At 43.2% G+C, this 25,680-nt stretch carries 17 protein-coding genes; 6 read left to right on the forward strand and 11 right to left on the reverse strand.

The window, feature by feature from the left end; translation table 11 throughout:
- From P2W71_RS27490 to P2W71_RS27500, 3 genes are all read left to right on the forward strand, one after another.
- Entirely contained in the window at window positions 1-1,479 is a 1,479-nt protein-coding gene (locus P2W71_RS27490; RefSeq protein ID WP_276374727.1) for a DUF1501 domain-containing protein, read from the forward strand.
- A gap of 97 nt (window positions 1,480-1,576) precedes the next feature.
- The gene (locus P2W71_RS27495; RefSeq protein WP_276374728.1) at window positions 1,577-2,464 is read left to right on the forward strand and encodes a TIM barrel protein; all 888 of its coding nucleotides are present in this window, start codon (window positions 1,577-1,579) and stop codon (window positions 2,462-2,464) included.
- Window positions 2,465-2,503: 39 nt separating this feature from the next.
- Window positions 2,504-3,922, forward strand: a complete 1,419-nt coding sequence (locus tag P2W71_RS27500) for a c-type cytochrome domain-containing protein (protein WP_276374731.1) — start codon at window positions 2,504-2,506, stop codon at window positions 3,920-3,922.
- Between the two features lie 7 nt (window positions 3,923-3,929).
- Here P2W71_RS27500 and P2W71_RS27505 read toward each other — a convergent pair whose 3' ends face one another.
- Window positions 3,930-4,667: a DUF547 domain-containing protein gene (locus tag P2W71_RS27505; RefSeq protein WP_276374732.1), complete on the reverse strand. Its 738-nt coding sequence runs from the start codon at window positions 4,665-4,667 to the stop codon at window positions 3,930-3,932.
- A gap of 96 nt (window positions 4,668-4,763) precedes the next feature.
- Here P2W71_RS27505 and P2W71_RS27510 point away from each other — a divergent pair, with 96 nt between their 5' ends.
- Window positions 4,764-5,507 carry a TIGR04283 family arsenosugar biosynthesis glycosyltransferase gene (locus P2W71_RS27510; protein WP_276374733.1) on the forward strand — a complete coding sequence of 248 codons (744 nt, stop codon included), beginning with the start codon at window positions 4,764-4,766 and terminating at the stop codon, window positions 5,505-5,507.
- Window positions 5,508-5,526: 19 nt separating this feature from the next.
- Here P2W71_RS27510 and P2W71_RS27515 read toward each other — a convergent pair whose 3' ends face one another.
- The 3 genes from P2W71_RS27515 to apaG are packed head-to-tail and all read right to left on the reverse strand — an operon-like array spanning window position 5,527 to window position 7,680.
- Window positions 5,527-6,450 (reverse strand): chromosome segregation protein SMC, encoded by a 924-nt coding sequence (locus P2W71_RS27515; protein WP_276374734.1) that lies wholly within the window; start codon window positions 6,448-6,450, stop codon window positions 5,527-5,529.
- 54 nt (window positions 6,451-6,504) lie between these two features.
- On the reverse strand, window positions 6,505-7,293 hold the full coding sequence (locus tag P2W71_RS27520; RefSeq protein WP_276374736.1) for a class I SAM-dependent methyltransferase: 789 nt from the start codon (window positions 7,291-7,293) through the stop codon (window positions 6,505-6,507).
- Window positions 7,294-7,680 (reverse strand): Co2+/Mg2+ efflux protein ApaG, encoded by a 387-nt coding sequence (gene apaG / locus P2W71_RS27525; RefSeq protein ID WP_276374739.1) that lies wholly within the window; start codon window positions 7,678-7,680, stop codon window positions 7,294-7,296.
- 156 nt (window positions 7,681-7,836) lie between these two features.
- On the opposite strand from apaG, the gene ung reads away from it, so the two are divergent.
- The gene (gene ung, locus P2W71_RS27530; protein WP_276374741.1) at window positions 7,837-8,499 is read left to right on the forward strand and encodes a uracil-DNA glycosylase; all 663 of its coding nucleotides are present in this window, start codon (window positions 7,837-7,839) and stop codon (window positions 8,497-8,499) included.
- Between the two features lie 55 nt (window positions 8,500-8,554).
- Here ung and lepB read toward each other — a convergent pair whose 3' ends face one another.
- The 7 genes from lepB to P2W71_RS27565 all read right to left on the reverse strand — a co-directional run bounded on the left by lepB (window position 8,555) and on the right by P2W71_RS27565 (window position 16,946).
- Window positions 8,555-9,715 carry a signal peptidase I gene (gene lepB, locus P2W71_RS27535; protein WP_276374743.1) on the reverse strand — a complete coding sequence of 387 codons (1,161 nt, stop codon included), beginning with the start codon at window positions 9,713-9,715 and terminating at the stop codon, window positions 8,555-8,557.
- Between the two features lie 117 nt (window positions 9,716-9,832).
- Window positions 9,833-10,540 (reverse strand): 4-hydroxy-tetrahydrodipicolinate reductase, encoded by a 708-nt coding sequence (gene dapB / locus P2W71_RS27540; protein ID WP_276374745.1) that lies wholly within the window; start codon window positions 10,538-10,540, stop codon window positions 9,833-9,835.
- Between the two features lie 145 nt (window positions 10,541-10,685).
- Window positions 10,686-11,288: a DUF5683 domain-containing protein gene (locus P2W71_RS27545; protein WP_276374746.1), complete on the reverse strand. Its 603-nt coding sequence runs from the start codon at window positions 11,286-11,288 to the stop codon at window positions 10,686-10,688.
- A gap of 10 nt (window positions 11,289-11,298) precedes the next feature.
- Complete coding sequence (locus P2W71_RS27550) at window positions 11,299-12,231, reverse strand: ParB/RepB/Spo0J family partition protein (protein WP_276374748.1); 933 nt, start codon at window positions 12,229-12,231, stop codon at window positions 11,299-11,301.
- Window positions 12,228-13,001 (reverse strand): AAA family ATPase, encoded by a 774-nt coding sequence (locus P2W71_RS27555; protein ID WP_276374751.1) that lies wholly within the window; start codon window positions 12,999-13,001, stop codon window positions 12,228-12,230. The genes P2W71_RS27550 and P2W71_RS27555 overlap by 4 nt, the downstream gene beginning before the upstream one ends.
- Window positions 13,002-13,226: 225 nt before the next feature.
- A complete protein-coding gene (gene yidC, locus P2W71_RS27560; protein WP_276374753.1) occupies window positions 13,227-15,053 on the reverse strand; it encodes a membrane protein insertase YidC in 1,827 nt (608 codons plus the stop codon).
- A 273-nt stretch (window positions 15,054-15,326) separates the two neighbouring features.
- Window positions 15,327-16,946, reverse strand: a complete 1,620-nt coding sequence (locus P2W71_RS27565; protein ID WP_276374754.1) for a CTP synthase — start codon at window positions 16,944-16,946, stop codon at window positions 15,327-15,329.
- A gap of 351 nt (window positions 16,947-17,297) precedes the next feature.
- On the opposite strand from P2W71_RS27565, the gene P2W71_RS27570 reads away from it, so the two are divergent.
- The gene (locus P2W71_RS27570; protein WP_276374755.1) at window positions 17,298-25,679 is read left to right on the forward strand and encodes a PKD domain-containing protein; all 8,382 of its coding nucleotides are present in this window, start codon (window positions 17,298-17,300) and stop codon (window positions 25,677-25,679) included.
- Window position 25,680 lies beyond the last annotated feature (1 nt).

A 25,680-nucleotide genomic window follows, 5' to 3' on the forward strand; every position in this document is an offset into this window, starting at 1 on the left:
ATGGCTAAGGACTTTCATCTAGAAGCGTTGAAAAATATTTCCCGCAGACATTTTTTACGCGAAAGCGCTGCGGGTATTGGCGCCGTTGCTTTAGGTACTTTTTTGGCGAATTGTGGTTCAGGGGACAATAATGCGAAAAAAAGTATTGCCGCAATGGTTGATCCGATGTTTCCGAAGTCGCCGCATTTTCCTGGCAAAGCCAAGCAGGTGATTTATCTTCATATGGCCGGAGCGCCATCACAACTGGAACTTTTCGATTTCAAACCGGAGCTTCAGAAACTGGATAATCAGCTTTGTCCGCCATCCCTGCTAGAAGGAAAAAAATTTGCGTTTATTCGGGGTGTGCCACGCATGTTAGGTCCGCAAGCGAATTTTAAACAGCACGGACAATCCGGTGCACTGATCTCTGAAAACCTGCCACATTTTTCTACGGTAGCAGATGAAGTGTCTTTTCTTAAGGGTGTATATACCGACCAATTTAATCACGCCCCCGCGCAACTTTTTGTACACTCAGGATCTCCGCGACTTGGCCGTCCGAGCATAGGATCTTGGATCACGTATGGGCTAGGCTCAGAAAATAATAACTTGCCGGGATTTGTGGTATTAACGTCTGGCGGTAAAACGCCCGATGCAGGTAAAAGTGTTTGGGGTAGCGGATTTCTTCCTTCCATTTATCAGGGTGTTCAATGCCGCTCAGAAGGTGAACCGGTACTTTTTTTGAATGACCCCGAGGGATTAGACAGGGAACTAAAAAAAGGAACAATTGATGCGATTAACGAAATTAACAAACTTCATTACGATGAATTCAATGACCCCGAAACTTTGACACGGATCGCGCAGTATGAAATGGCTTTCCGAATGCAAGTTTCCGTTCCTGAGGTAATGAACATTAACAACGAACCGGCGTACATTCACCAACTCTATGGCACTACGCCAGGCAAGGCGTCCTTTGCCAACAACTGTTTACTGGCAAGGAAGCTCGTTGAACAAGGTGTACGTTTTGTCCAGCTTTTTGATTGGGGGTGGGATAGTCACGGCACATCCGCAAATGAATCTGTTGACTATGGCATCAAAAATAAATGCCGGCTCATCGACCGACCGATGACGGCATTGTTGCTTGATTTAAAACAACGTGGCCTATTGGAGGAAACGCTGGTTGTTTGGGGAGGAGAATTCGGCCGGACACCTATGCAGGAAAATCGCGAGGGTAAAACTATGCCGTTTAAAGGACGCGATCATCATGTGGAAGCGTTCACCATGTGGATGGCAGGTGGTGGGATCAAGAAGGGTATGAGCTGGGGTGAGACAGATGAAATTGGTTATTATCCCATCAACGGAAAAGTTTCTTTGCATGATGTACAGGCTACGATTCTCAACCAGGTGGGGTTCGATCATGAAAAGCTAACGTATCACTTCCAAGGGCGACCTTTCCGATTAACGGATGTTTCAGGTAAAGTGATCCAGGAGATTGTCGCTTAGATCTACGAAGGAAAGTATCATCAAACCAGATACATCGCATACTTAACATTTCTACTGAATGTCTTTAAACCGAAGAAAATTCTTAACATTAACTGCTATGTCTGGAACAGCCGCCGCAATGATGAACCCGCTGGAATCTTTTAATAAACCTTTAACTACTTCCTCGCCTAGCGCAGGCTTTGAATTGATCATGCTTGCAACGAATTGGGGATATGGCGGCAGTTGGGAGGAATTCTGTGCTAAAATTAAAGATGACGGATATGATGGCGCAGAAGTGTGGTATCCTGAAGAAGAGAAATCGCGAAAGGAGTTTCTCGACGCTGTTCATAAATACAACCTGAAGTTTGCATTTCTTTTCGGAGGCTCTGACCGTGATTATGCAAGACATTTACAACAATTTAAGTCGGCATTGGAGCAAGCAGCCGCACTCAAGCCGCTTTTTATCAACAGCCATTCGGGCAGAGATCATTTTAATTTCGAACAAAATAAATCTTTCATTGATTTTACTGCCGAGTTGAATGCAAAAACAAAAGTTCCCATTTACCATGAAACTCATCGGGGAAGAATTTTATATTCAGCACCGGTGGGCCGTCAATTTATGGAGGCGCATCCCACGCTTCGACTTACGCTCGATATATCCCATTGGTGTAATGTTCATGAATCCTTGCTGGAGGATCAATCAGAAACTGTAAAACTGGCCTTGAGCAGGACGGATCATATTCATACCCGCATCGGCCATGCAGAAGGCCCCCAGGTAAACGATCCCCGCGCGCCGGAATGGAAGGATGCTGTGAATGCGCATATGGGGTGGTGGGACCAAGTCGTAGAACAGAAAAGGAGGGAAGGTAAAAGGATTACCATGCTTACAGAATTTGGGCCAGTAGATTACCTACCCGCGTTGCCGTACACCAGGCAACCCGTTGCTAATCAATGGGACATCAATAAATATATGTTGGATACATTGCGAAAGCGCTACGCAAAGTAACAGCTGTTAAAATAAAGTTAAACGCTGAAGAGAGTAGAAATGGATTGGATTACTCAGTTTTTCGGAAGATTCCATCCATTACTGGTGCATTTTCCGATCGGAATTTTAATCCTTGCGTTCCTGCTTGAGTGTCTTTCTCGGCTTCAACGGTACCGGGAGGTGAGCGCCGCCATACAACCGTCGCTATTAGTTGGGAGCTTGTTTGCTATCGTTTCTGCTGCTAGCGGATATTTTTTGTCATGGGAGGGCGGTTATGACGACAATCTCCTGGAACAACACAAATATTTGGGCATTGCTACTGCCGTTGTTTCCGTTGTTGTCTTTTTCGTAAGGGGCAAACTGAAGCGAAACTCACCGACCGAAAAAAGAAACATCTTTAATATTATTTTGCTATCGCCGTTGATTATGCTGGTTGCAATAACCGGTCACTTAGGCGGCTCGATTACGCATGGTGAAAGTTATCTTACGGGCATATTATCCGGCTCAGAGGAGGTCATCGAACCTTCCATCAAGCTCCAAGGCATCTCAAATATCGACGAGGCTATATATTATACGGATATTATTCAGCCCATTTTAGAAGCGAGATGCTACTCGTGTCACAGTTCGAGAAAACAAAAAGGCGAATTGCGCCTCGATGGAGTTTCATTTATTAAACGTGGCGGAGAGGATGGGCCCATCCTGGTTGCTGGACTTCCTGACTCCAGTGCTATTTACCAGCGTCTACTGTTACCGTTGGAGGATGAAAAACATATGCCGCCGAATGAAAAGCCACAGTTATCATCTTCCGAGATTAACCTTATCCAATCCTGGATAAAGGAAGGTGCAGACTTTGAAACGAAAGTATCGCAATGTAATGATCAAGGAAGGATCAAAGTATATTTTCAATCATTGGTAGAACAATCTCAAAAAGAAAAACTGATTCCTGAAGAGGAGGTACCCGAAGCGGATGCAAATTTACTGGCTGCCCTAAACAGGCAAGGTGTTATCATTCTTCCTGTTGGCAAAGAATCCAATTATCTTTCCGTAAGTTTTCTAAACAAAAGAACTTTGTCAGACGATGATCTTCGATCGTTGCTTCCACTGAGACAACAGATTATCTGGTGTGATCTTGGACGAACATCCGTTTCAGATTCAGGGCTAAAAATCGTTGCCCAGCTTACGGCGTTGCGTCAATTAAATCTCGAATTCACTTCCATCACGGACAATGGACTGTTAGCATTACCTCCGCTTTCGAATTTGCAATACATTAACCTTGTAGGTACACGGATTTCCGATGCCGGCATGAATCATCTTACGTCATTGAAAAGTTTACAGAACGTATTCGTTTATCAAACTGCAGTGACCCCTACCGGAATTAGAACGCTTGTTACGCAAGCCCCTAAAATTAAAATTGACACGGGTGGATACCAACTGCCAAAACTTGTTACCGATTCGGTTATTACGAAGTTTATGCCCTAGTAAGACACTAATCATTTAAGTTCCAATCATAATCCAGGTATTGAACCGTTGCGGTTGCTTTTACTTTAACAGGCGAATATCGATTTACAAAATCTATTACGGTTTTTCCATCATCGTTAAAGTCCATCGCATACCATTTAAAGATCATGCTCAACTGGGGTTGGTCGCTTGAAATTTTATTCCGGGATGGATCTGTTAGGAAAGCCTTGCTTCGTTCGCTTAGTTGGTCCTCAAGTTTAGTTGCCTCATACGCTTCATTGAGCAGCGCCGGACAAGACTTGCTGGCACACACCAACGTCATGTGTATACGCGGGTCTGCAAATTTTTTTCGCAAAATACCATGTTCAATATTGTTGAGATCCAGTTTATCTTTTCCGATGGAAATAAATTTTATATCCCAGGGTGTATTTACAAATGGAATTTGAATACTGCTGCCAATTTCTTTAATGCTTTTTAAAGGATAATATTTTGTTATCAGCTTAATTGTAAATGCGTTATAGGCGTTTATCCAATAGGCCATTTGCTCGTTGCGGCTCCAGGATTTTTGTGGCGGATTTTTGGTCAGGAGTTCGAGATAATTATTAAACTCCGCTGAATCTTTTTTGAAACCCTGGTAGTTTACCTTGCCGTTAGCACTTACGTTTTTCTTCAACAGCTTTGAAAACCCTTCGTGCGTGGGTGCCTGCGCAAGTGCATTGAATATCACTGAAAAAACCACAATCAGACTTAGTAATTTTTTTTTCATAATTTGAATTGAGGCTCTCGTTCTTTAAGTTAAATGAATTTTTTTAAACACCAATTTTACTAATTAGTTATATCATTAATACGAGAGCATCAATTTGTGTATGTTAAGTCGAACGCATCGTCCTTCAAATCTATCGCACCTCTTACGTTGAAGATAACAGTTATCATACCAACCTGGAATGAAGCGGAGAACATTGCGGCTCTTGTTAAATTCATTATCAAGCATGGGATGTCAGCCCTGGCTGAAGTCATCGTGGTAGATGGAACTAGTGAAGACAACACCGTACAAATGGCAAGAGAAGCAGGAGCCTTAACAATCTGCAGCGCGGCAAGGAGCCGGGCTCAACAAATGAATGAAGGGGCAAAGCAGGCAACCGGCGATGTCTTATATTTCATTCATGCAGATGTAAAGCTTATCCCTTCTTTTACACAGGATATTTTGACAGCTGTTGGTGAAGGTTTTCATTCCGGATGTTATCGCTATGTCTTTGATTCTGATAGCCGAATGTTAAAAATCAATAGCTACTTTACCCGTTTCGACCGTATCATGTGCCGCGGCGGCGATCAGACGTTATTCGTGGAGAAAGGCGTCTTCAATGATCTTGGAGGATTCAATGAGACCTACACCATCATGGAAGATTATGATTTTATCATTCGTCTGCGAAAGACCTATCGATTTAAGATCATTCCAAAAGACATTACAGTTTCTGCAAGAAAATATGAAACCAACAGCTGGCTTAGGGTTCAGTTAGCCAACCTTACAGTTTTTATGATGTTCTTTCTTCGCCAACCTCCAGAGCGTATGAGGTCGCTATACAAAAAACTTCTTCGTTACCGCTAAGCTTGATGGCAGATGAAAATCATTTAACAACAAAATCACCACTTCCCATTAAGTAGTCATCGGTATAAACCTCAAGTTTATAGGTTCCTGCAGCATAGTCGGAACCCTTATCGTACAGGAAAGAAAGTTTTTGTCTTGTGTTATCGAAAAGTATTTCTTGTGATGCAGTAAAGAACTCTTCTTTTCCATTCAGAAGAAATGTACCGGAACCTCTCGCAACATCAAAAAGCACCTGGCCATTTTCATCAATGATTCTAATCATTATTTTTTTGCCTTCAACAGGTGCAACATTATTTTCGGCGATATTAAATTCCACTTTCAATTGGGCCAGTTGGCGGCTCCTGAATGGAGACTCACGTTCCTTGCCACGATCATTCAAGGCAACAATTCTAAAATTTTCCACTTTAAGCTGTGATGCAATTGCCACCTTGGTCGCCAACTCATCTTTGCTTTGACTTAACTTATTAATAGAATCACCAAGCTCATTTTTTTCGGTCTTTAAAGTAACGTTCTCGGTGAGTAATTCCTTGTTAACAGACTTTAATTTTTCGATCTCTTCGTCTTTATTTTTTAACAACATTTCATAACCTTCTACTTTATCTTTCAGCGCCTTGATTTCTTGCCCGGTAGCACGTTTGGACCTGTTTAACTCGGTTTCAATTTCAGCCTTTGCACGTTGCAGATCGGATACATCGCCACCTAATTTTTTGATCTCGGCGATTCTTTCGTCAAGTTCAGTAGTGATTTCACGTAGCCGCTGTTCAGTAGTCGCCAGTTCTTCTTTCGTGGATGTTAAATCCGTATTGATCTCCTGCTTCTCTTTGGTATCCAGATAGATCTTGATGCCTTGTACAACGATGACTACGGATAGTATGGCGATGATAATAGCGTTTCGGTTACTTTTTTTGGGTGCTTGGTAGGATTCTGCGATAGGTTCGTTCATGATGGTAATAGGTGAAATGGCAAAAATAAGCCTTCTTACACCGCAATTCAAAACCTAAAATTGCAAAACAACATTTTGTTTGGTTAATGACGTATCGAAGAAGACAAGACCACACCTATAGAGATCAATGGTTATCGTAACTGCTTTATTCCTTTGTACCGTTTGCCAGGCTACTTCCATTTCCTTGGAGTAATGAATGTCGTCCATCACCAGTATACTTTTAGAATGCATTTTAGTCACAAGACCCTCAAAGTACCGGAGCGTTGGTTCTAAACGATGATTCGCATCTATATAAGCGAAATCAATTGGTGGCGAAGCAGTAAGATAAGAGGGCAGTGTTTTGTCAATATTACCTTCAATCATTCGAATATGCCTTCCGTTATCTTCCTGAAAGCCCTTATTGGCGATAGATGCTATTGCTGAAGATCCTTCGAATGTGACCACCTGCGTATTTTTATGCGCGTTCGCGAGATACAAGGTATTAACGCCCAAAGACGTGCCTAACTCGATGATATGCCGGCACTGGTAATGACCGATTATCCGTGAATAAAGCGACGAAAATTTTTTTGGAGTGGTACTGACGCGTGCGATATCAGAAACTTTTCGCTTGGAAGTTTTCAGCTTCACAGAGCCTGCGCCCAAATCTGTAACGTGAATGGTGCGATGATCTTGTTCTAACGACTTTCTATAAATCTCAATGGATACCAACGTTGGATTGGACCGCTTTTTTTTCAACAGGTTTGTGTAGAAGTCAAACAAAAAAGGTGAATGCAGTGAATGCTCATCAACAGCATCAAGCCAATAGTTAAAATAAGATTTAAGTTGAAATAAATTAACAGACACTCAATTGAGTCTGATCGGTGCGATCATGGTAAACTCAGGGATATTTACTTGCATGGTAACGCCATCCACAACACGCTCCATCAGATACGTTCCGATCATTTTGCCGAGACCAGATTTCAAATTACATCCGGAAACATATTGATGAGTTTGACCTGGCTCTAATACAGGTTGTTGTCCAACGACACCTTCTCCTTCTACTTCGCGCTGACTGAAACCTGCATCATAGATGTGCCAGTGTCGGCGAAGCAGTTGAATGGTATATTCACTATGATTCTCAATCATAATGCGATAGGTAAAAACGTAATGGTATTGACTGGGACTGGAATACGCTGGTTGATACTCCGTCTCTACACTTACCTTGATCCCTTGAGTTATTTCCGTTACCATACGCTTCAAAAATATTAATTTTTTACAATTCACAAGATTAAGCTACCGAAATCTTGTCAAAATATTGTTAATCAATTCGTTTAAGTAATCTCTTTTTTAAGAAAAACGCAAAAAAAGCTTTTTTGTCTTTAGATGAATGCGCTTAGTTTTGACGCTATGGATGTAAAATTGGTTCCCAGTTGGAAGGAGAGACTTTCGGAAGAGTTTGAAAAGCCCTATTTCAGCAGCCTTATTGACTTTGTCAAGCAGGAATATCGTACACAAACCGTCTATCCTCCTGGAAAGGAAATTTTTAAAGCATTTGATTGTTGCGATTTTTCCGATGTAAAGGTGGTCATTATTGGACAAGATCCGTATCATGGGCCCGGACAGGCCAATGGATTGTGCTTTTCAGTGCGGGATGGCATTAAAATTCCGCCATCGTTAGTTAACATTTTCAAGGAGATTCGGGACGATTTAAAAAAACCTATTCCAAAGTCAGGTGACCTGGAACATTGGGCTAAGCAAGGTGTTTTATTACTTAATGCAACGCTGACCGTCCGCGCTTCCTCTCCCGGATCACATCAAAACAAAGGGTGGGAGACTTTTACCGATGCTGCCATCAAAAAAATTTCAGATGAAAAGGAGCATGTTGTTTTCCTGCTATGGGGTGCTTATGCGCAAAAAAAGGGCGAGGTCATCGACCGAAGCAAACATCTTGTGTTAATGTCTGCGCACCCGTCGCCTTTCTCGGCAGACCGAGGCTTCTTCGGCTGTAAACATTTTAGTAAAGCAAATGAATATTTAAAAAGTAAGGGCCTGAAAGAGATTGACTGGTAGTGTCACACACGAATGATCTATGCAGAACATTCTTTTAACTTAACCCTTAAGCTTTCTATCTGATTATCTTAAAAAATCTACTCCACCGGATTTTATGAATGAAGTCAGCATTCCTGTCTAGGGATAACCAAATGAAGAAGGCTTTGCCGACGATGTGATCTTCAGGAACAAAACCCCAAAAACGAGAGTCTAGAGAATTATGACGGTTATCACCCATCATAAAATAGTAATTCTGTTTAAAGGTATATTCTGTTACAACTTTGCCGTCGATGGTTAAAGTGTTATTATCAATTTTAACGTCATCGTGATGTTCGTAAAGCTTAATCGTTGCACCATAGATGGCGAGTGTTGAGTCATTGATCGCTAACGTGGCACCTTCTTTTGGAATCCACAGCGGACCAAAATTGTCTGTAGACCAATTAACATATCTTTTCATTCCATCTGTATGTCCGTACCAATCATAGTATGCCGAGTAAGGGATCAATCCGTCTTCATCGTTTCGTTTTTGGATGTCAATAGACTTGATATAAGGAAGCGCTTTTAATTCATTCGCTTTTTCCTGTGTGAGGTACATGAGATACGCAAATTTTCCATCTTGTTGATGCCCGCCGATCTGGTAATCTTCAACACCAATTCCAAGCTTGTTTAAATTCCTTTCGTTGATAGGTCCGTCTGATGTAACGATATAACTGTATTGAACCTCTGGATGGTTTTCAAGCGCTTGTCCATTGGTATACACTTGTTTGTCTTTGATCACCAGCGTGTCACCAGCTACAGCCACACATCGTTTGATGTAATTTGTTTTTAAATCTATAGGATAATTGATGCCTTCATTCAAGCCTACCGGCGGAACGTTAAAAACCACAACATCATTACGTTTAACATGGGTGAATCCTGGCAACCGATATTGCGGAAGCTTGATCCATTCCAGGTAAGATGGAATATTAGTAAACCATATTTTTTGATGTGTTAGCGGAATTTGAAGGGGCGTTGTTGTTGTTCTGGTACCGTAATGGAATTTGCTTACAAAAAGAAAATCACCCACCAAAAGTGAATTCTCCATAGACGGTGTCGGAATGGTATACGCCTCCATAATAAGCCAGCGAATGAGTGTTGCAGCGATAACGGCAAATAAGATTGCGTCCCACCATTCACGCACTTTTGATTTTGGCGCAGCGTCATGACTTTTGTCCTTTTTCCAAAACTTCCAATTCATAAGGAGATAAAATAAACGTGCAAAGAAAGTGAAAATAATTGATCCATCGATTAGTCGTGATTTTTCCCTATAATTTCATGAAAATCTGCTGATAACTGTTGTATGCCATAAGTTGGTTCAGAAATTTAGAAAGTCGTCCATGGAGTAAACTCCCTTTTTCTCTTTGATCCATTCGGCTACCATCACAGCACCTTTTGCAAATCCTTCTCTTGAATGTGCAATATGCTTGATTTCAATGTCGTCGATGGCTGACTCATATTTTACGACGTGCGTTCCCGGAACCTCGTCAATTCGAAAGGATTCGATATACACATCTTCAGCCTTCCCTGTTTTTTCTTTTACCCATTTCTTTTTCCTGCTCACGTTGTTGAGAATTCCTTCTGCCAAAGTAATTGCTGTGCCACTGGGGGCGTCTTTTTTTTCTGCATGATGAATTTCATCCAGGCTGATCTCGTATTCCGAAAAATTATTCATCATCCTGGCAACATATTCATTCAGCTTAAAAAAAATATTAACGCCCAGGCTATAGTTAGACGCATAAAAGAATGTGCCGTCCATTTTTTTGCAGAGGGCTTCGATTTCAGGTTTTCGTTTAAGCCAGCCTGTGGTGCCACAGACTACGGGAAGTTTTCTCTCAATACATTTTTTTACGTTTTCAAACGCTGAGTCAGGATGAGAAAATTCTATTGCGACATCACCTTTCGCCGTGGCGAATTCTGCTGCATTATCAACATCGATGCGGGCAGCAATATGGTGTCCACGGTCAACGGCAATGCGTTCAATGATTTTGCCCATTTTCCCGTAGCCAAGTAAAATTATTTCCATGTTGTTTTGGTTGGGAGGCAAAAATGCATTTTTTACTGATTATTCCGATCGAAATTGTTTAAGATAAGATGGAATTTAAATTCAAGAAGTTGTCGTTGTGTTCGGTCCGCGACGTTAATAACACGGGTATTCTCAGCTGTGACTATCAGAATCGAAATACAAGAGAAAGAGAATTCTGCTGTCCTAACAATTCATCCCGGCTAACGGAAGGTTGAATGGACACTTTTAAGTTGGGATTGACATCGAATTCTTTCAAGTGCGCATCGACATGGGCGTCTACAATCTGTAAAAGATACATTGCACCCATCATGATCACCCAGAAGTCTCTTTCCCTTCTCGCTTTGTCGACAGCCGTACGCAATGTTGCTGTAGTGTATTTGTTGGGGTCGTCCGGATTAAAATCTGCATCGTCTTCCAATCCGTTGTTAAGATTATAAAATAACTGAACCCTATAATCCTTATAAAGATTCTGATAAAAATTAATGGCGTATCCAATCCCGAAAAATCCGCCGTAGACCAGTGGCAACTTCCAGTATTTTTTGTTATAAACTTGTCCCATGCCAGGTACTACGGCCGCATAAAGCAGAGCCTTCCTTGGATCGTAACGCGACGCATAAGATTTTAAAAGTACGGTATCGGGCCCACCGGTAATTAAACTGTCGTCGTTGATGACGGTCAAAGAATCCTGCGCCATTATTCTTGCGGAAACCAGTAAGAGGAATATAACAATGGCAAACTGCTTTTTCATGTTCAGAAAATCAGGAATACATCCTCAAGATGTCAAGAATTCTGTTAAGATCCTCAACTGACAAAAATGGAATTCGAATATCTCCTTTTTTACCATCGCTTTTTACAACAACCCGAGTGCCAAAATGTGATGAAAGCTTCGACTGTAATTGTGCTAGTTCTTTGGATGCTTGCCCGGAAGTAGTTTCCGGCTCAGACTTTGAAGTTGATTTACCCAATGTCAACGATCGTACAAGTTCCTCAACTTTTCGGACGGAAAGTTCTTCTGCCAAGGTACGTTTGAAAATATAAAGTTGCTGATCGGCATTCTCTACATTAATGATGGCACGTGCATGTCCCATCGATAGTTTATTATCACGTACGGCAATCTGTATGTCGGGAGGGAGCTTTAGCAATCGTAAGTAGTTGGTAACAGTTGATCTGTTTTTACCAACCCTCTCACCAAGCTCGTCCTGTTTAAGATTACATTCAGACATCAGCCGTTGATAGCTTAAGGCAATTTCTATAGCGTTGAGATTTTCACGTTGAATGTTTTCTATCAACGCCATTTCGAGCATCTGCTGATCGTTGGCAGCCCTGATGTATGCCGGTATTGTTTTTAGATCGGCAAGTTTAGATGCTTGAAATCTTCTTTCTCCAGAAATCAACTGATATTGATTCGGAGCTAATTTTCTTACAGTGATTGGTTGTATGATGCCATGGACGCGAATCGACTCAGCCAACTCCAGCAATGCATCCTGGTCGAAATGTGATCTTGGCTGGAATGGATTTACTTCAATCTCATCGATTGGTATTTCTGTCATTCCGCTCACTGCAAGGGGTGGGGCAGGAGTTGGTTCAGTTGCTACGCCGGTTGGAATTGCATCCACTTCTAAACGGTCGTCGGTTGAACTGTCGCTCAATAAAGCGCTCAGTCCTCGTCCTAATGCTTTCTTCTTACTCATTTTGATATTCCGTTTTTAGCCAAAACTTCGTGCGCCAAATTCAAGTAGCTGATAGCCCCTTTGCTTTCAGCGTCATGGACAATTACTGGTAATCCAAAACTTGGCGCTTCACTTAGCTTTACATTTCTCGGGATAATAGTTTTGAACGTCATTTTTGCGAAATGCGTTCTAACCTCTTCAACCACCTGATTACCTAAGCTAGTGCGTGAATCATACAACGTCAGGAGTATGCCTTCTATTTCGAGCTTTGGGTTCAATCGTGTTTGAATAATTTTTATCGTGTTTAATAATTTTCCTAAACCCTCTAACGCAAAATATTCGCATTGCACAGGAATGATAACTGCGTCGGCTGCCGTGAGGGCATTGATAGTTATCAAGCCTAAAGAAGGAGAACAATCTATGATGATAAAATCGTAATCGTTTCTAATTTTGTTTAAGGCCTCACGCATTTTCTCTTCCCGGCGGTCAATGCTTACCATCTCCACTTCTGCGCCGACCAAATCTATATGAGAAGGTAATACGTTCAAGTACTTCAGCTCCGTGTTTACAATGGCATCGGTAGGTGATACATCGTCGACCATGCATTCATAAATTCCTTGCTCAATTTCTTTTGGATTCAAACCTAAACCTGAAGTAGAGTTCGCTTGTGGATCCGCATCCACGATAAGAGTTTTACATTCAAGTACCGCTAAACTGGCGGCCAAATTTATCGCTGTCGTTGTCTTTCCAACACCGCCCTTTTGATTTGCTATCGCAATAATCTTTCCCATTCCTTCGCTGTGAGGTTATTAAAAAATAAAAAAAGCCCGGCCTTTTTAAACCGGGCAGCAAATATATGCTAATTCCTAAGCCATCGTGGAACAGCGTGGAACAGGTTATCCACAATCGGTGCACAAGTTTTTTGCACCAACTTTAAGCAATTCTAGGTGAGCGGTTGAATCTTAAACCGTTAGCTCTCTTCCGGTAAATCCAATCTTTTCTGGAATAGATGCTGTTTATTTTTTTCGCTTCTTTCTTTCTTCTTCCGATTTCCGCCTCGTCTCTTCGCTCGCTTTCATTGCCTCTTCAAGTTTGCTCATGAACTTGGACTTCTTGCCTCCAGTAGCGGCGTTCTTCTTTTTATTCTCTTCCATGATAGCCCTGATCTTGTCTTCATCAACGAATCGTTTGATGATAGCTTGCTGGCCAAAGGTTACTACAGTAGAAATGAAATAATAAAAGGTCAACCCGGATGGAAATGAATTAAGCACGAATAAGAAAATGATCGGCATTAAGTAAGACATAGTTTTCATCGGACCTTGCACAGATGAAATCTGATTGTTCTGCCAAGTGTAAAGTAATGTAGCTGCAGTCATTAATAATGTAAAAATACTGATGTGACTGCTCGTTGTGAATGGCAGGGTGAATGGAAGCCGGATCAATGAATCGTATGTTGATAGGTCCTCAGCCCACAAAAACGGTTGTTGCCTCAACTCAATGCTGGCAGGGAATAGATAAAACATAGCAAAGAGAATGGGCATCTGCAGTAATACAGGTATACAACCGCTGATTGGATTTACACCAACCTGCTGGTACAATTTCATTTGCTCTTGCTGGACCTTCGTCATGTCCTCACCAACGCGTTCCTTAATTTCATCCAACTCAGGTTTCAGCACTTTCATTTTAGCCATACTTAAGAATGACTTATATGATAACGGGAAGAGTACAAGCTTCAGGAGAATGACCAGTATGATGATGATTACGCCATAATTAGAAATAAACTTTGTCAGAAAATGAAAGACAGGGAAAATCACAAACTTGTTGATCCAGTAAACAGGAGGCCAGCCGAGGTATACGTTCTTTGCGAATTTTTCAGCTACATCTCCAATCGTTTGATAATCGTTTGGACCAAAATAGAATTTGAAGTCAGCGTTATTCTCTTTAATATTTTTAAGCGGAATGAAGAGCTTAGCATTCGCTCGTTTTACAACAGATGTATCACTTTCATTCACTGCTGTTTCAATCTCGCCACCCGAAAAATTTTGCTTGGCGATGATAGCTGACAAGAAGAATTTTTCTTTGATGGTGATCCACTGAAGAGGAGTGCCAAAAATCTCTGTTTCCGTATCGGTAGAAGTCTCACTTAATTCGTCGAAGCCATCAGCTTCTGAGTAATATGTAATTGTTGAATGGGTTCTAGTATCGGCCAGGTCTTTTTCAATAGGCTTCAAAATATTTGCCCATTGGAAAGACAGGTAATCTCCACCTAAATTATCACTGAAGCCTTTACTCCTTAACTGATAAACAATTTCATATCCCTTGGCGGGCAATTTATACACGTGTGAAATCGTCGAGCCATTAGCGAGGGAAATAGAGAACTGGATCTGTGTAGTGTCCCCGACTTTTTGTTGATCTACCTGATAATACAACTGGTATAAGTCAATATCTTTTCCCTGATATTTACCGACCATGTTAAACTCATTATTGGTTGGCGTAATGAGTCTCAGTGGTTGCTGATAATATGTTTTATACTTTTTCAACTCCACTTCGCGAAGAATTCCACCTTTGTTACTGAATGTCAATTTTAGATCTTCATTTTCAACCACCAAAGGGGATTCCTGCCCTTTCATAGTTGCTGAAAGATCTCCATACGTTGCAGCGAGTACACTGTCGTTAGGAATTGTAGTCTGTTGATCTTTCCGGGTTGAATCTTGAGCCCCCATTTCCGAAGGCACTGAAGATCGCTGTGGCGTAGGTGGTGGAGGCACCGGTGAAAACCAATAAAAATACGCCATTAATAGTGCTGCGATGAGTGTGAGTCCGATAGCTGAGTTCCTGTCCATTTTTTTTGTTTGAGGGCTTTAGGGCTTGAGTTTTAAATTTCAGCCTCGCCTTCTATCTTGTTGAAATTTGTTCATTTACAAATGTCCCCAACCAGGGACAATGCGGAGATTCCGAGCACAATATTATTTCCTTGCGGCCGTCCGAGAAAATCCATTTTTATTAATTATTCTTTTACGCCAATTTTTCAATTGAACAAATAAGTAGGAGTAATGCTGCAATGATTACAAGGACTGACAAGATTAACACTCGCAGGCCATCTAACCATCAGAAAATCAAACCCTGACCTTCTTCCTCTCCAATGCCGCCTCTACAAATTTCACAAATAGTGGATGAGGATTCAGGACCGTACTTTTCAGTTCAGGGTGGTATTGCACACCAACAAACCAGGGATGATCCTTAAGTTCAACCACTTCAACCAGATTTGTCCCGGGGTTTGTGCCCACCGCCTTAAGACCTGCATGTTCAATTTGTTCCAGGTACTTATTATTAAATTCATAACGGTGTCGATGTCGTTCATGAATTGTCGTTTCTCCATAGGCCGCGAAAGCCTTACTTCCTTTTTTAAGTTTGCAATCATACGATCCAAGTCGCATGGTGCCCCCTTTATTGACAACCTTTTTCTGTTCCTCCATCATGTCAATGACAGGATTCGCCGTCTTTGGATTCAGTTCCGTAGAGCTTGCTTCTAGTCCCAAGACATTACGGGCAAACTCAACGACTGCACACTGCATGCCCAGGCAAATCCCAAAGAATGGAATCTTATTTTCGCGAACGTACCGAATGGTTTGGATTTTTCCTTCAAGTCCACGTTCCCCGAAACCCGGCGCCACCAACACCCCATCCAGATTGTTCAACATAGAATCGACCACTTCCGGATTTACATCTTCTGAGGAAATCCACCGCACATTCACCTTACAATCATTTTCGGCACCCGCATGAACAAATGCTTCTGCTATTGATTTGTATGCATCTGGTAATGAGACATATTTACCTACAAGTCCGATGGTAACTTCATTGACTGGGTTCTTCAGTTTTCCAAGAAAGTTTTTCCAATCATCGAGCATGGGTTCTTCCTTGGCTGGTACTTTCAACTTTGCCAATACACGCTCATCCAGTTTTTCTTTACGCATTAAAATCGGCACATCATAAATGGTTTCCGCATCCATGGCTTCGATCACAGAGTTGATATGCACATTACAAAATAAGGCAAGCTTCTTACGGATATCGTGCGGGAGCGGCATTTCTGTCCGACAAACTAAAATATCCGGCTGGACTCCAGCTTCTAATAAATCTTTAACTGAATGCTGTGTGGGCTTGGTTTTCAGTTCTTTAGCTGCCTTTAGATAAGGTATCAGTGTAAGATGAATGACAATGACATTGTGAGGTGGGAGATCCCACTTTACCTGGCGCACAGCTTCAATAAAAGGCAAGGACTCTATGTCGCCGACACAACCTCCAATCTCCGTAATCACAAAATCATACTCTCCGGTTTCCCCTAACATGAACAGATTTCGTTTTATTTCATCTGTTATATGAGGTATTACCTGCACTGTTTTTCCTAGATATTCGCCCTTTCTTTCTTTGGTGATAACATTGTTGTAGATCCGCCCAGTGGTAACATTATTTGCCTGGGAAGTCCGGATGTTCAGAAAACGCTCGTAATGACCAAGATCTAAATCCGTTTCGGCGCCATCATCAGTTACATAGCACTCGCCATGTTCATAAGGATTGAGCGTCCCTGGATCGATGTTAAGATAAGGATCAAATTTCTGGATGGTTACTTTAAATCCCCGGGCTTGGAGCAATTGAGCCAGTGAGGCCGCAATAATTCCCTTACCAAGAGAAGAAGTTACACCGCCGGTTACAAAAATATATTTCGCAGTTAATGACATATAAAGCCTAGCCTAAGATAAAATCGGGGGCAAAGGTAAAGTTTAAAGTGAAAGTTTCGAAGTCAGCACTTCAAACTTTGGATTCTAAAATTTATAGTTAAAAAGTGTTGCATCTTTTCCCCAAAAATGCTTAGAGGAAACGAGTGATCGCGATATTTTTTTTATTCACTCGCAGTTCACCGCCTATCCCGACCTTACATCTGAAAAACCGCTCTCCGCCCTCAATCCGAGGGTTACTAAAAAAATTGGGTAGGAATTTAAAACAGGATGACAAGCGCTATGTGCTATTCCGACTGTCTGTATTTGGCTTTATGGTAGTTGGAAATTTTTGGTGATCAAATGTGAGAGCGAATGTGTCTATTGTTACGTTTTAAGTTTCTTTCGGTTATATCAATCATCATTGGGCTAAGCATTTTCCAACAAAAAACGCTGGCTCAAGGATGTAATGGAGCAGATGGTACAGGTATTTTTACCGGTTCCATTGCCAACCGAGATAATGGTACGCTCTGTGCGAATAATCCGGTTCAGCCTGGTATCATGGAAATCGACATCGCCAATGTCGACGAAAGTGGGACAGTGGAGTTTGAAATTAACTGGGATGATGGATCCGCTCCCGAACTTGTTGTAGGTATTAAAATCGGCCCAAACAGATATTTTGCATCGGCCATTCATCTATTTCCCCCGAACGGTGGTCAGGTAAAATGCGAATACCGTCCTGACGTAAGACTTGTGTTCAATGGTTCGGTCTGCGCAGCCACCTTGGGAGTTCCACCCCGCTTTGTTCGTTGGAATACAGATGATCAGCAGACTGGGGATCTATCATTACTTGAAACAATTACAAATGTAAACGAGTACCTGGTATGTGCCGGTGTTGAAACGAATGTCACCTTCACAGACCGTTCTGATCTGAACTGCGTTCCTCCCGATCTAATTCTTGGACCCAACGACAGAAGACGCTGGAGACAATTCGTGTACGGCACGACAAATACCATTACAGGTACCGTTAGGATTGGCGGATTCCCGACAGCTTTTCCTTCCAATGGCGCCGTATCCATTTCAACAGAGCCGATTACAAATTCCGGCTTCCCCACGGCAACAACCGAAATTATTACTATACCCTCCACCGCCCAGGTTGGGGATGTCTTTGAAATTACGATGAACTACTGGAACACGTGTAACGCATACCCTGCACGTCCCCCGGTTACCGAAAGAGCCCGCATCCGCGTGGTGGCACAGCCGCCTGCGCCGGGTGGCCTCAATGAAACAGTTTGTAATGGTACCACACCTTCGCGATTTGACCTTACGGGTGTGCCTCCGGGAAATATCGTAAACTGGTACAGAAATGTTCCGGGAAGTCCAGATGCGCCGGGAACGCTGATTACTTCTGGAACAAACACGTTCTTGAATTTTACTTCTGCCAATGTTCCTGGTTATGTTAACAACACGACCGCAGGTGTGTATTCAGTTTGGGCAAGTTACGTCCCCAATGTAGCTAACGCGTTGAATTGTGAGAGTCCGAAAATACAACTTACCCGGATTATCAGAAGTGCTATTACGGTTCCGAATCCAACGACGGCGCCACCCGCACAAATCTGTAACAATAGCAGTTTCAACATCGTATTGCCAAATCCCGCTACTGAAACCGTTGGCGGCGCCACGCAATACATTTTTAATGGAGCTTCGGGTGTTACAGTCGGTTCGTCCAATGCTAATTCAGCTACGTATAACGTGGCCGTTGCATTTGCGCCGGGCCAACTTTTTGTGGATCGGACCATTTCAGTAACAAGGCAATATACTTCTGCGCCAAATTGCGCAGCGACAAGGACTTTTGATGTTCGAATTTATAATGAGACCGTGGCCGGCACTCCGAGTAATTTCCCGGATGTCTGCGAGGGAACCAGTGTAGGACCTATTACACTTTCTGGTCATATCGGTACGATTGTAGAATGGCAGGTAGAATTAAACGGTGGAGGATTTGTAACCTACACCGGGCCGGCTTCTGGCAATTCGATAACGCCAGGTATTTTAAGCGATGGCATTTACCGGTTCAGGGCTGTGGTAGACAACGGGCCTTGTAATACGGTGACCAGTGGAATTGAAACTGTTACCGTAACTGATAATCCGACACCTCCAACAGCTGGAACTGATCAAGCGATTTGCGGTGTGTTGGTGTCTGCTGCACAGAATGCAACATCGGGAGCCGGCACAGGAACGTGGTCTTATTTAAGCAGTGTGCCTGCTGGAAGACCTGCTCCGACGTTTACGGCCAATGCTGCGAACACTACATTTTCGATAGCAAACACTTCCCTTGCCGGCGCATATACTATGAGATGGTCGGTCATTATCGGAGCTTGTACATTTGAAGACGATGTAGTTATCGACTTTGGCGCTAACCCGGCAGCAGTTCCACCGATGACCGTCAATCAATGCGGGGAAACAACTAATCTTACAGCTCCGACACCGACTGTCGGCACAGGCGTCTGGACCATCATCAGTGGCCCTGGTGGATGTATAACCGGAAGCTGTCCACAAATAAGTATTGCAGATGTTAACAATCCGACTTCGGCAGTATCCCTAAATTCACCATTTACTTATGGGTCATATATATTAGAGTGGCGTGTGACTAGTGGTACTTGTCCTTCTGAGGCAGGTAATGCTACTGTAACGTTCTATCAAACGCCCACTGCCGCATCGGCAGATGTTACAGGTATTTGTTTAGATCCTACAACGACTGCCATACCATTAACGGGGACCATAGGCGGCGGTGCAACGAGTGGCACATGGGTAAATGTAGATGGCAATGGTTCTATTGGATCGATAACCGTTGTCGGAAATACGGTCAGTGCTGTTTATAATGCAAACGCGGCTGACTATACAGCTGGTACATCAATAAAAGTAAAACTTCAGGGAATTCCGGCAGGCGCCAGTACCTGTGCCGTTGCGGAAGATGAAATTACGATTTTTGTAGACAGAGTACCGATCGCAGATGCCGGTACCCCTACGGTAAATGTTTGCGAAAGCTTTTACCAGCTGACTGCCCAGGACCCTCCGCCATTTGGCGCTACAGGTTTGTGGACAGGAACAGCCGGACTAACATTTGATGACCCTACCGATCCGCAGACTACGGTAAGAAACTTGCCTGCACCCGGTAACTCCGCCACTGTGCGATGGACCTTGACCAGTGCTGGTGGAAATTCCTGTACAGCTTTTGACGAAGTGGTGATAAATAGAATCAGTGCTCCGGCATCAACAGATATTAGCCCCGTTATTTGTGAAGTTCCACCTGCTGGTGGCGCATTGACCACACAAGTGTTACTGACTTCTTACGAAAGCACGGTAACATCAATACCAGCTGCTAACCGTACGATCACCTGGTATGAGGATGGAGCACCACCGATTGGTACATTAATAGCTGATCCGTCGGTGACGCAAGTAAACGTCCCGGATGGTAAAGTATACGTCGCCAGGATATTTGAAACGGCTACTGGATGTACAAGCGATGCTATCGTATCAATTAATGTTCGGGCATTACCCACTGCCCAGGATGCAATGGTTGCCTTGTGCGAGGATTCACCCGGAACAAATACTGCTACCAATATTGATTTAACACAAGCGCGTTTTAGAGATGCAGTCACAACGCCCGGGAATATCATTTCCTGGCACAGTTCAGTAGCAAATGCCCAAGCGAACGTGTCTCCGATCGTTGCTCCCATCGCCAGCATTACGGGATCATTGGATGTGTTTGCCAGGGTTACTTACGGTACCGCACCGTCGTGTCCCATAGTAGTAAGGCTTAGGTTACAGGTAAATCAGTTGCCTGCAAATGTTCCTATTAATGGTGACCCCACGGTTTGTATGGGCGCCAACGGAGCCCCTTTGACTTCACTACCAGTACAAACCTATCAGGTTACCAGCGTGCCAGGCGCAAAATATTATTGGACCATTCCAACTGGACCGGGTGAATTTAACGTGTTCGCTGGTGGAGGAGAGGATGACTTTTACGTCCTGCTTCAGTTCCCTTATACAGCAGCTCCCTCCGTTGAAACGTTGCGAGTAAGAATTGAACTCAATGGTTGTAGTTCGTCAGATTTGACATTGGATATCAACCGTTCTCCGCAACCTGTGGCTCCGACTATTACGGGTGAAGCTGTAGTTTGTGAAAACGATGATGGTATTCAATACAGCATCGTGACGCCAAATCCTAGTTCCGATTATACATGGGAAATAAGAAGACAATCGGATAATTCTATAGGAGGTGCGTTTATCACTTCCGGTCAAACGCTCCCAGACATCTTCGTGGAATTTGCCGATGAAGATGTAAAGGTAACTGTAACAGAAGTAAACAATGTTTGTGCGAGCCCTGAAGCGGAATTTCCCGTAACCATAAACCTGAAACCAATAATGGCCGACAACGATCAACAGATCTGCAGTGATTCACCGACCAATATTGTATTCCTGGAACATGCCAGCAGCCCTGTTACAATTGATAAATTCACCATATCGAACGCGATTTATACGCCTGGTTTAGGCTACAAGAATCCTGCAGGTCCTGAAACATTTCCACAAACGAATCTACCAAATAATTTTATTGAGAATCACGTATTTGAAAACCTAACTGCGACACCACTTGCAGTTAACTATACGGTAACTCCAATAAGTGTAGGTGCAGCTGCCAAAGAATGCGCAGGAACTGCACAGATTATCACCGTAACAGTGAAACCGGAGCCTCAGCTAAGTCCAAGCCTTAACCGTGCAATTTGCAGTGGCGTTGAGACAGGTATCACGCTGATATCCGCCAATAATACATTCCCATCTGACAGGTTTATTTTGAACAGCATTACCGTACCAGCGGGCGTGACAGCGCTTTCACCTATCCCTGCAGCAGATGGCACAACGCTATACCTGGACGATGTCATTTATGATAACATATGGGAAAATACCTCAGGTGTAAATCAGATTGTCAGATATGAAATATTACCTTATAGTACAACGTTAGGTTGCGCAGGTAACCCTGCGACCACCGTGGATCTTACGATTTATCCACGCACGGATGTTAATCCTGTGGTTGTTCCTCCTTTATGTAATGGCGATCTTTTAAATGTTGCTTTTAGTTCGCCCAATAATGCTGACGCCAACTTCCTGTGGATTGTCAAGACTTATGATCCTCACATCACAATCGGTAGCTCAGCCGCTGGATTGGGGAATATCGCGAACATGATTATTACCAACACATCATCTTCTTTGGATGGTACTGTGACATTTGAGGTTCGCGGAAAAAATCCTCCTTCAGAAGAAGGTTTGGATGAATGTGCTAATCCGGTTCAAACATTTGTCGTGACTGTAAGGAAATCTCCAATAGCAAATGCCCAAACACTTGAGGTATGTTCAGATGCACCTGGTGGCAACACATTCACTGCGGATCTGGAATCATTAGAAGCCACCGTAACACCGGATGCAGGAGATCCCAACACCACAATAACCTGGTATCAGGATATCGGTTTAACAACTCAAATTCCCGATGATGGTTCATTGAACGCCTATGTAATGACCGATGACATCCCTGTATACGCGGTCGTTGAATATTTGCCGACATCTTGTCAGAGAGTTGTCCCTATAAAATATAGGGTTAATCCTCAGATTTCAGTATCCAACACTTTAAGCAACTTCAATGGTTTCAACCTGAATTGTAATGCGGATAACAGCGGGCAAATCAGAATAGATGTACTGACCGGAACACCTGTATATTCATATCGAATTGACGGTGGTCCTTTCATTAACGCAGGAACCAGTGTTTATACTTTTAACTCGCTGGCAGCCGGCCCTCACGTTGTAGAGGTACAGGATTCAAAGGGATGTTTGGCTACTCAAAATATTAATTTGATTGAGCCGCCAACACTTTCGGCTTCTTTGACTATCGATCAACCGATTTCTTGTTTCCTTGGCAGTGATGGAATCATTAGTACTAATGTATCCGGCGGTTCAGGTACTTATTCAAGCTATTTGTTGTTACAAACAAATACGACAGATCCGGATAACGATGGTATATTCAGTAACCTGAATGCCGGGTCGTATAACGTAAGAGTTGAAGATTCGAATGGATGTACCATCGATTCTCCGCCGGTTTCACTAGTCAACCCGTTACAGGTTGAACTTACGGCAACCGTATTAATGAATGCCAATGGCTATGCCTTGAGCTGTAAAGATGCACAGGATGCTCAGATTGATGTTACTGCCGCCGGTGGAAATATCCCTACGACGTACAACTACACCTTGGTAAGATCGGGTGATCCTACAAATCCTTACCGAGTAATAACTGGTGGTACCGGAGTAGAAGCATTTCAAAATTTACCTTTTGGTAGCTACACGATCACAGTAACGGATAAGAATAATTGCCCATCGTTGCCTGTTTCTGTGGTGATTATAAATCCTCCTCCATTTATTGCCGGGTTAGTCGGAATTAATCAATCGATATGTATGGGTGAAGATCCCATGCTGATCAATGAGCTTGTTGCTCCGTTCGGTGGTGTGGGTAATTATCAGTTCCAATGGCAACAATCACTGACGGGTTCAACAAACGACGCGGATTGGATTGATATCCCTGGGGCTACTGGCAACCAGTTTGATCCTCCTGCGATTACACAAACTACATACTACCGGAGACTGGTTTCTTCAGGCTCATGTGGTGTGCTCGGAAAAGATAATAAAGTGGAAATTACCGTCAATCCATTACCGGTGGTATCATTTACAGCGCCTTCAAATGTTTGCCAGGGCGAATCATTTACGCTGTCGCTCGCCATGTCACTGGGTACGGCACCTATTGAATACGACTATTCTGCTGGATCAACCACCTTTACGAACTTGATTGGAACGGAAAATACAATGATTCCGATCAGCAACTTCCAGCAAAACACAACCTATACTTTATTGAGGGTACGCGATCTTAATGGATGTATTTCAACAAATGTACCGCAAGCATTGCCTGTTAACATCATTAAGATCAACCCCGACTTCCAGGTGCTTGCACCGACGGCGCAATGTCCAGGGGGCACGTTCACCTTCCAATGGGAAGTTGAGCAAGGCGTAAAATATACATGGATTTGGACTGATGGTAGTCAGACCGTTGTAAACGATCCGCTGTCACCAGGGCCTGATGATAAACCACTCGGTGTTCAAACCATCACGCACATTTTTGCTGCAGGTTCCACGGAAAGTTCAACCATTTATCCCGTAAGGCTTCAGGCCGAGAATGCCCTATGCGAACCTAAATTTGCTACTAAAACGGTTACGGTATATCCCAATGTGATTCTCAACATCTTACCGGGAGAATTGGTACTGTGTAGTGGTGAAAGCACGAGGTTCAGAGATCAATCCGCAGGGGTAGATGTCGGCAAGTGGTATTACCGTGAAAAAGGGACAACGCAGGAACTCGATGTCCGAACCGGGCCGGTAGCAAATGTGACGTATACTTTCACAAATAACACTTCTACGAATCCCATGTATTATGAAGTTGTGTATGAAGCCTCTAATAACGAAGGTTGTTCAGCAAAATACATGGAAGAGGTTAAGGTGTACCGAGGTGTCACGGCTGAGATTGGCAGTACGCCAGATCCGCCAGCACCTTTTAGCGGGGGTTCATCTACAATAACCTTTACTAATAATTCAGCGCCTCTCGATCCGGCAGATTTCGAATTCTCTTGGGATTTTGGTGATGTTAGAGCAACACCAGCTACCGGCACGGGTACCGCAACTTACGCCGTAGACTATTTCTCGCCTGGAATAAAACATATCACTTTGCGCGCAATCAATATTGATGCACGTGACATTGATAATAAAACTTGTCAGAGTATCGACACCAAGCAAATCAATATACAATTGCCAATGCTAGGTGCTGCGTTTAAGGCGACGCCGCTTGCATCTTGCTTCCCGACAAATATTACTGTGGAAAATCTTTCACCTGGTGCGGATACATTCTTGTGGGAGTTGTATGATCAATCAGGCTTGGTAACAACATCGACATTGCGTAACCCTGAGTTTAGAATTTTAAAACCAGGCACGTACGATCTTTATCTCACGGCTAGCTTCCTGGCTACTGGCCAAACGGCACAGGCAAACCAAAAAGGTATCGAAGTTTTTGATAAACCTTCTGCACTTTTCGAGCTGCGTCCGAACCCGCTGTATGTTCCGGATACGGAATTGCAAACATTTAACAAATCAGCTCGCGCCAGCATATATGAATGGATTTTTGATGATGGATCAACTTCTAATGAATATGAACCACGACACCTTTATAAGCTGGAGGGTAAATATTTCGTGACCCTCGTCGCTGGCTTCGATAATGGAAACCGTGACGTGGATGGAGATGGAATTATGGATGGCAATGTAATTTGTTATGACACGACTAAGCAGGAACTGGTTGCGCTCGATGGTGGATACATTAAACTTCCCAATGCATTTACGCCCGGTGAATCAGGTCCATCAGGTGGTGTAGCTGGGAACGGAACATTTAACGATGTGTTCCTGCCGATCATGCGTGGCGTTGAAGAATTTCAAATGCAGATTTTCGACCGGTGGGGTACACTGCTTTTTGAAAGCCGTGATAAAAACATCGGTTGGGATGGATACGATAAAAACGGAAGGGCGTTACCGGCAGGGGTATACGTTTACAAGCTAGTCTTGCGCTTGTCTGATGGACAACGAACGACTAAGATAGGGGATGTGACATTGATTAAATAGT

The organism is Chryseolinea sp. H1M3-3 (assembly GCF_029360725.1).
Taxonomy (GTDB): domain Bacteria; phylum Bacteroidota; class Bacteroidia; order Cytophagales; family Cyclobacteriaceae; genus Chryseolinea.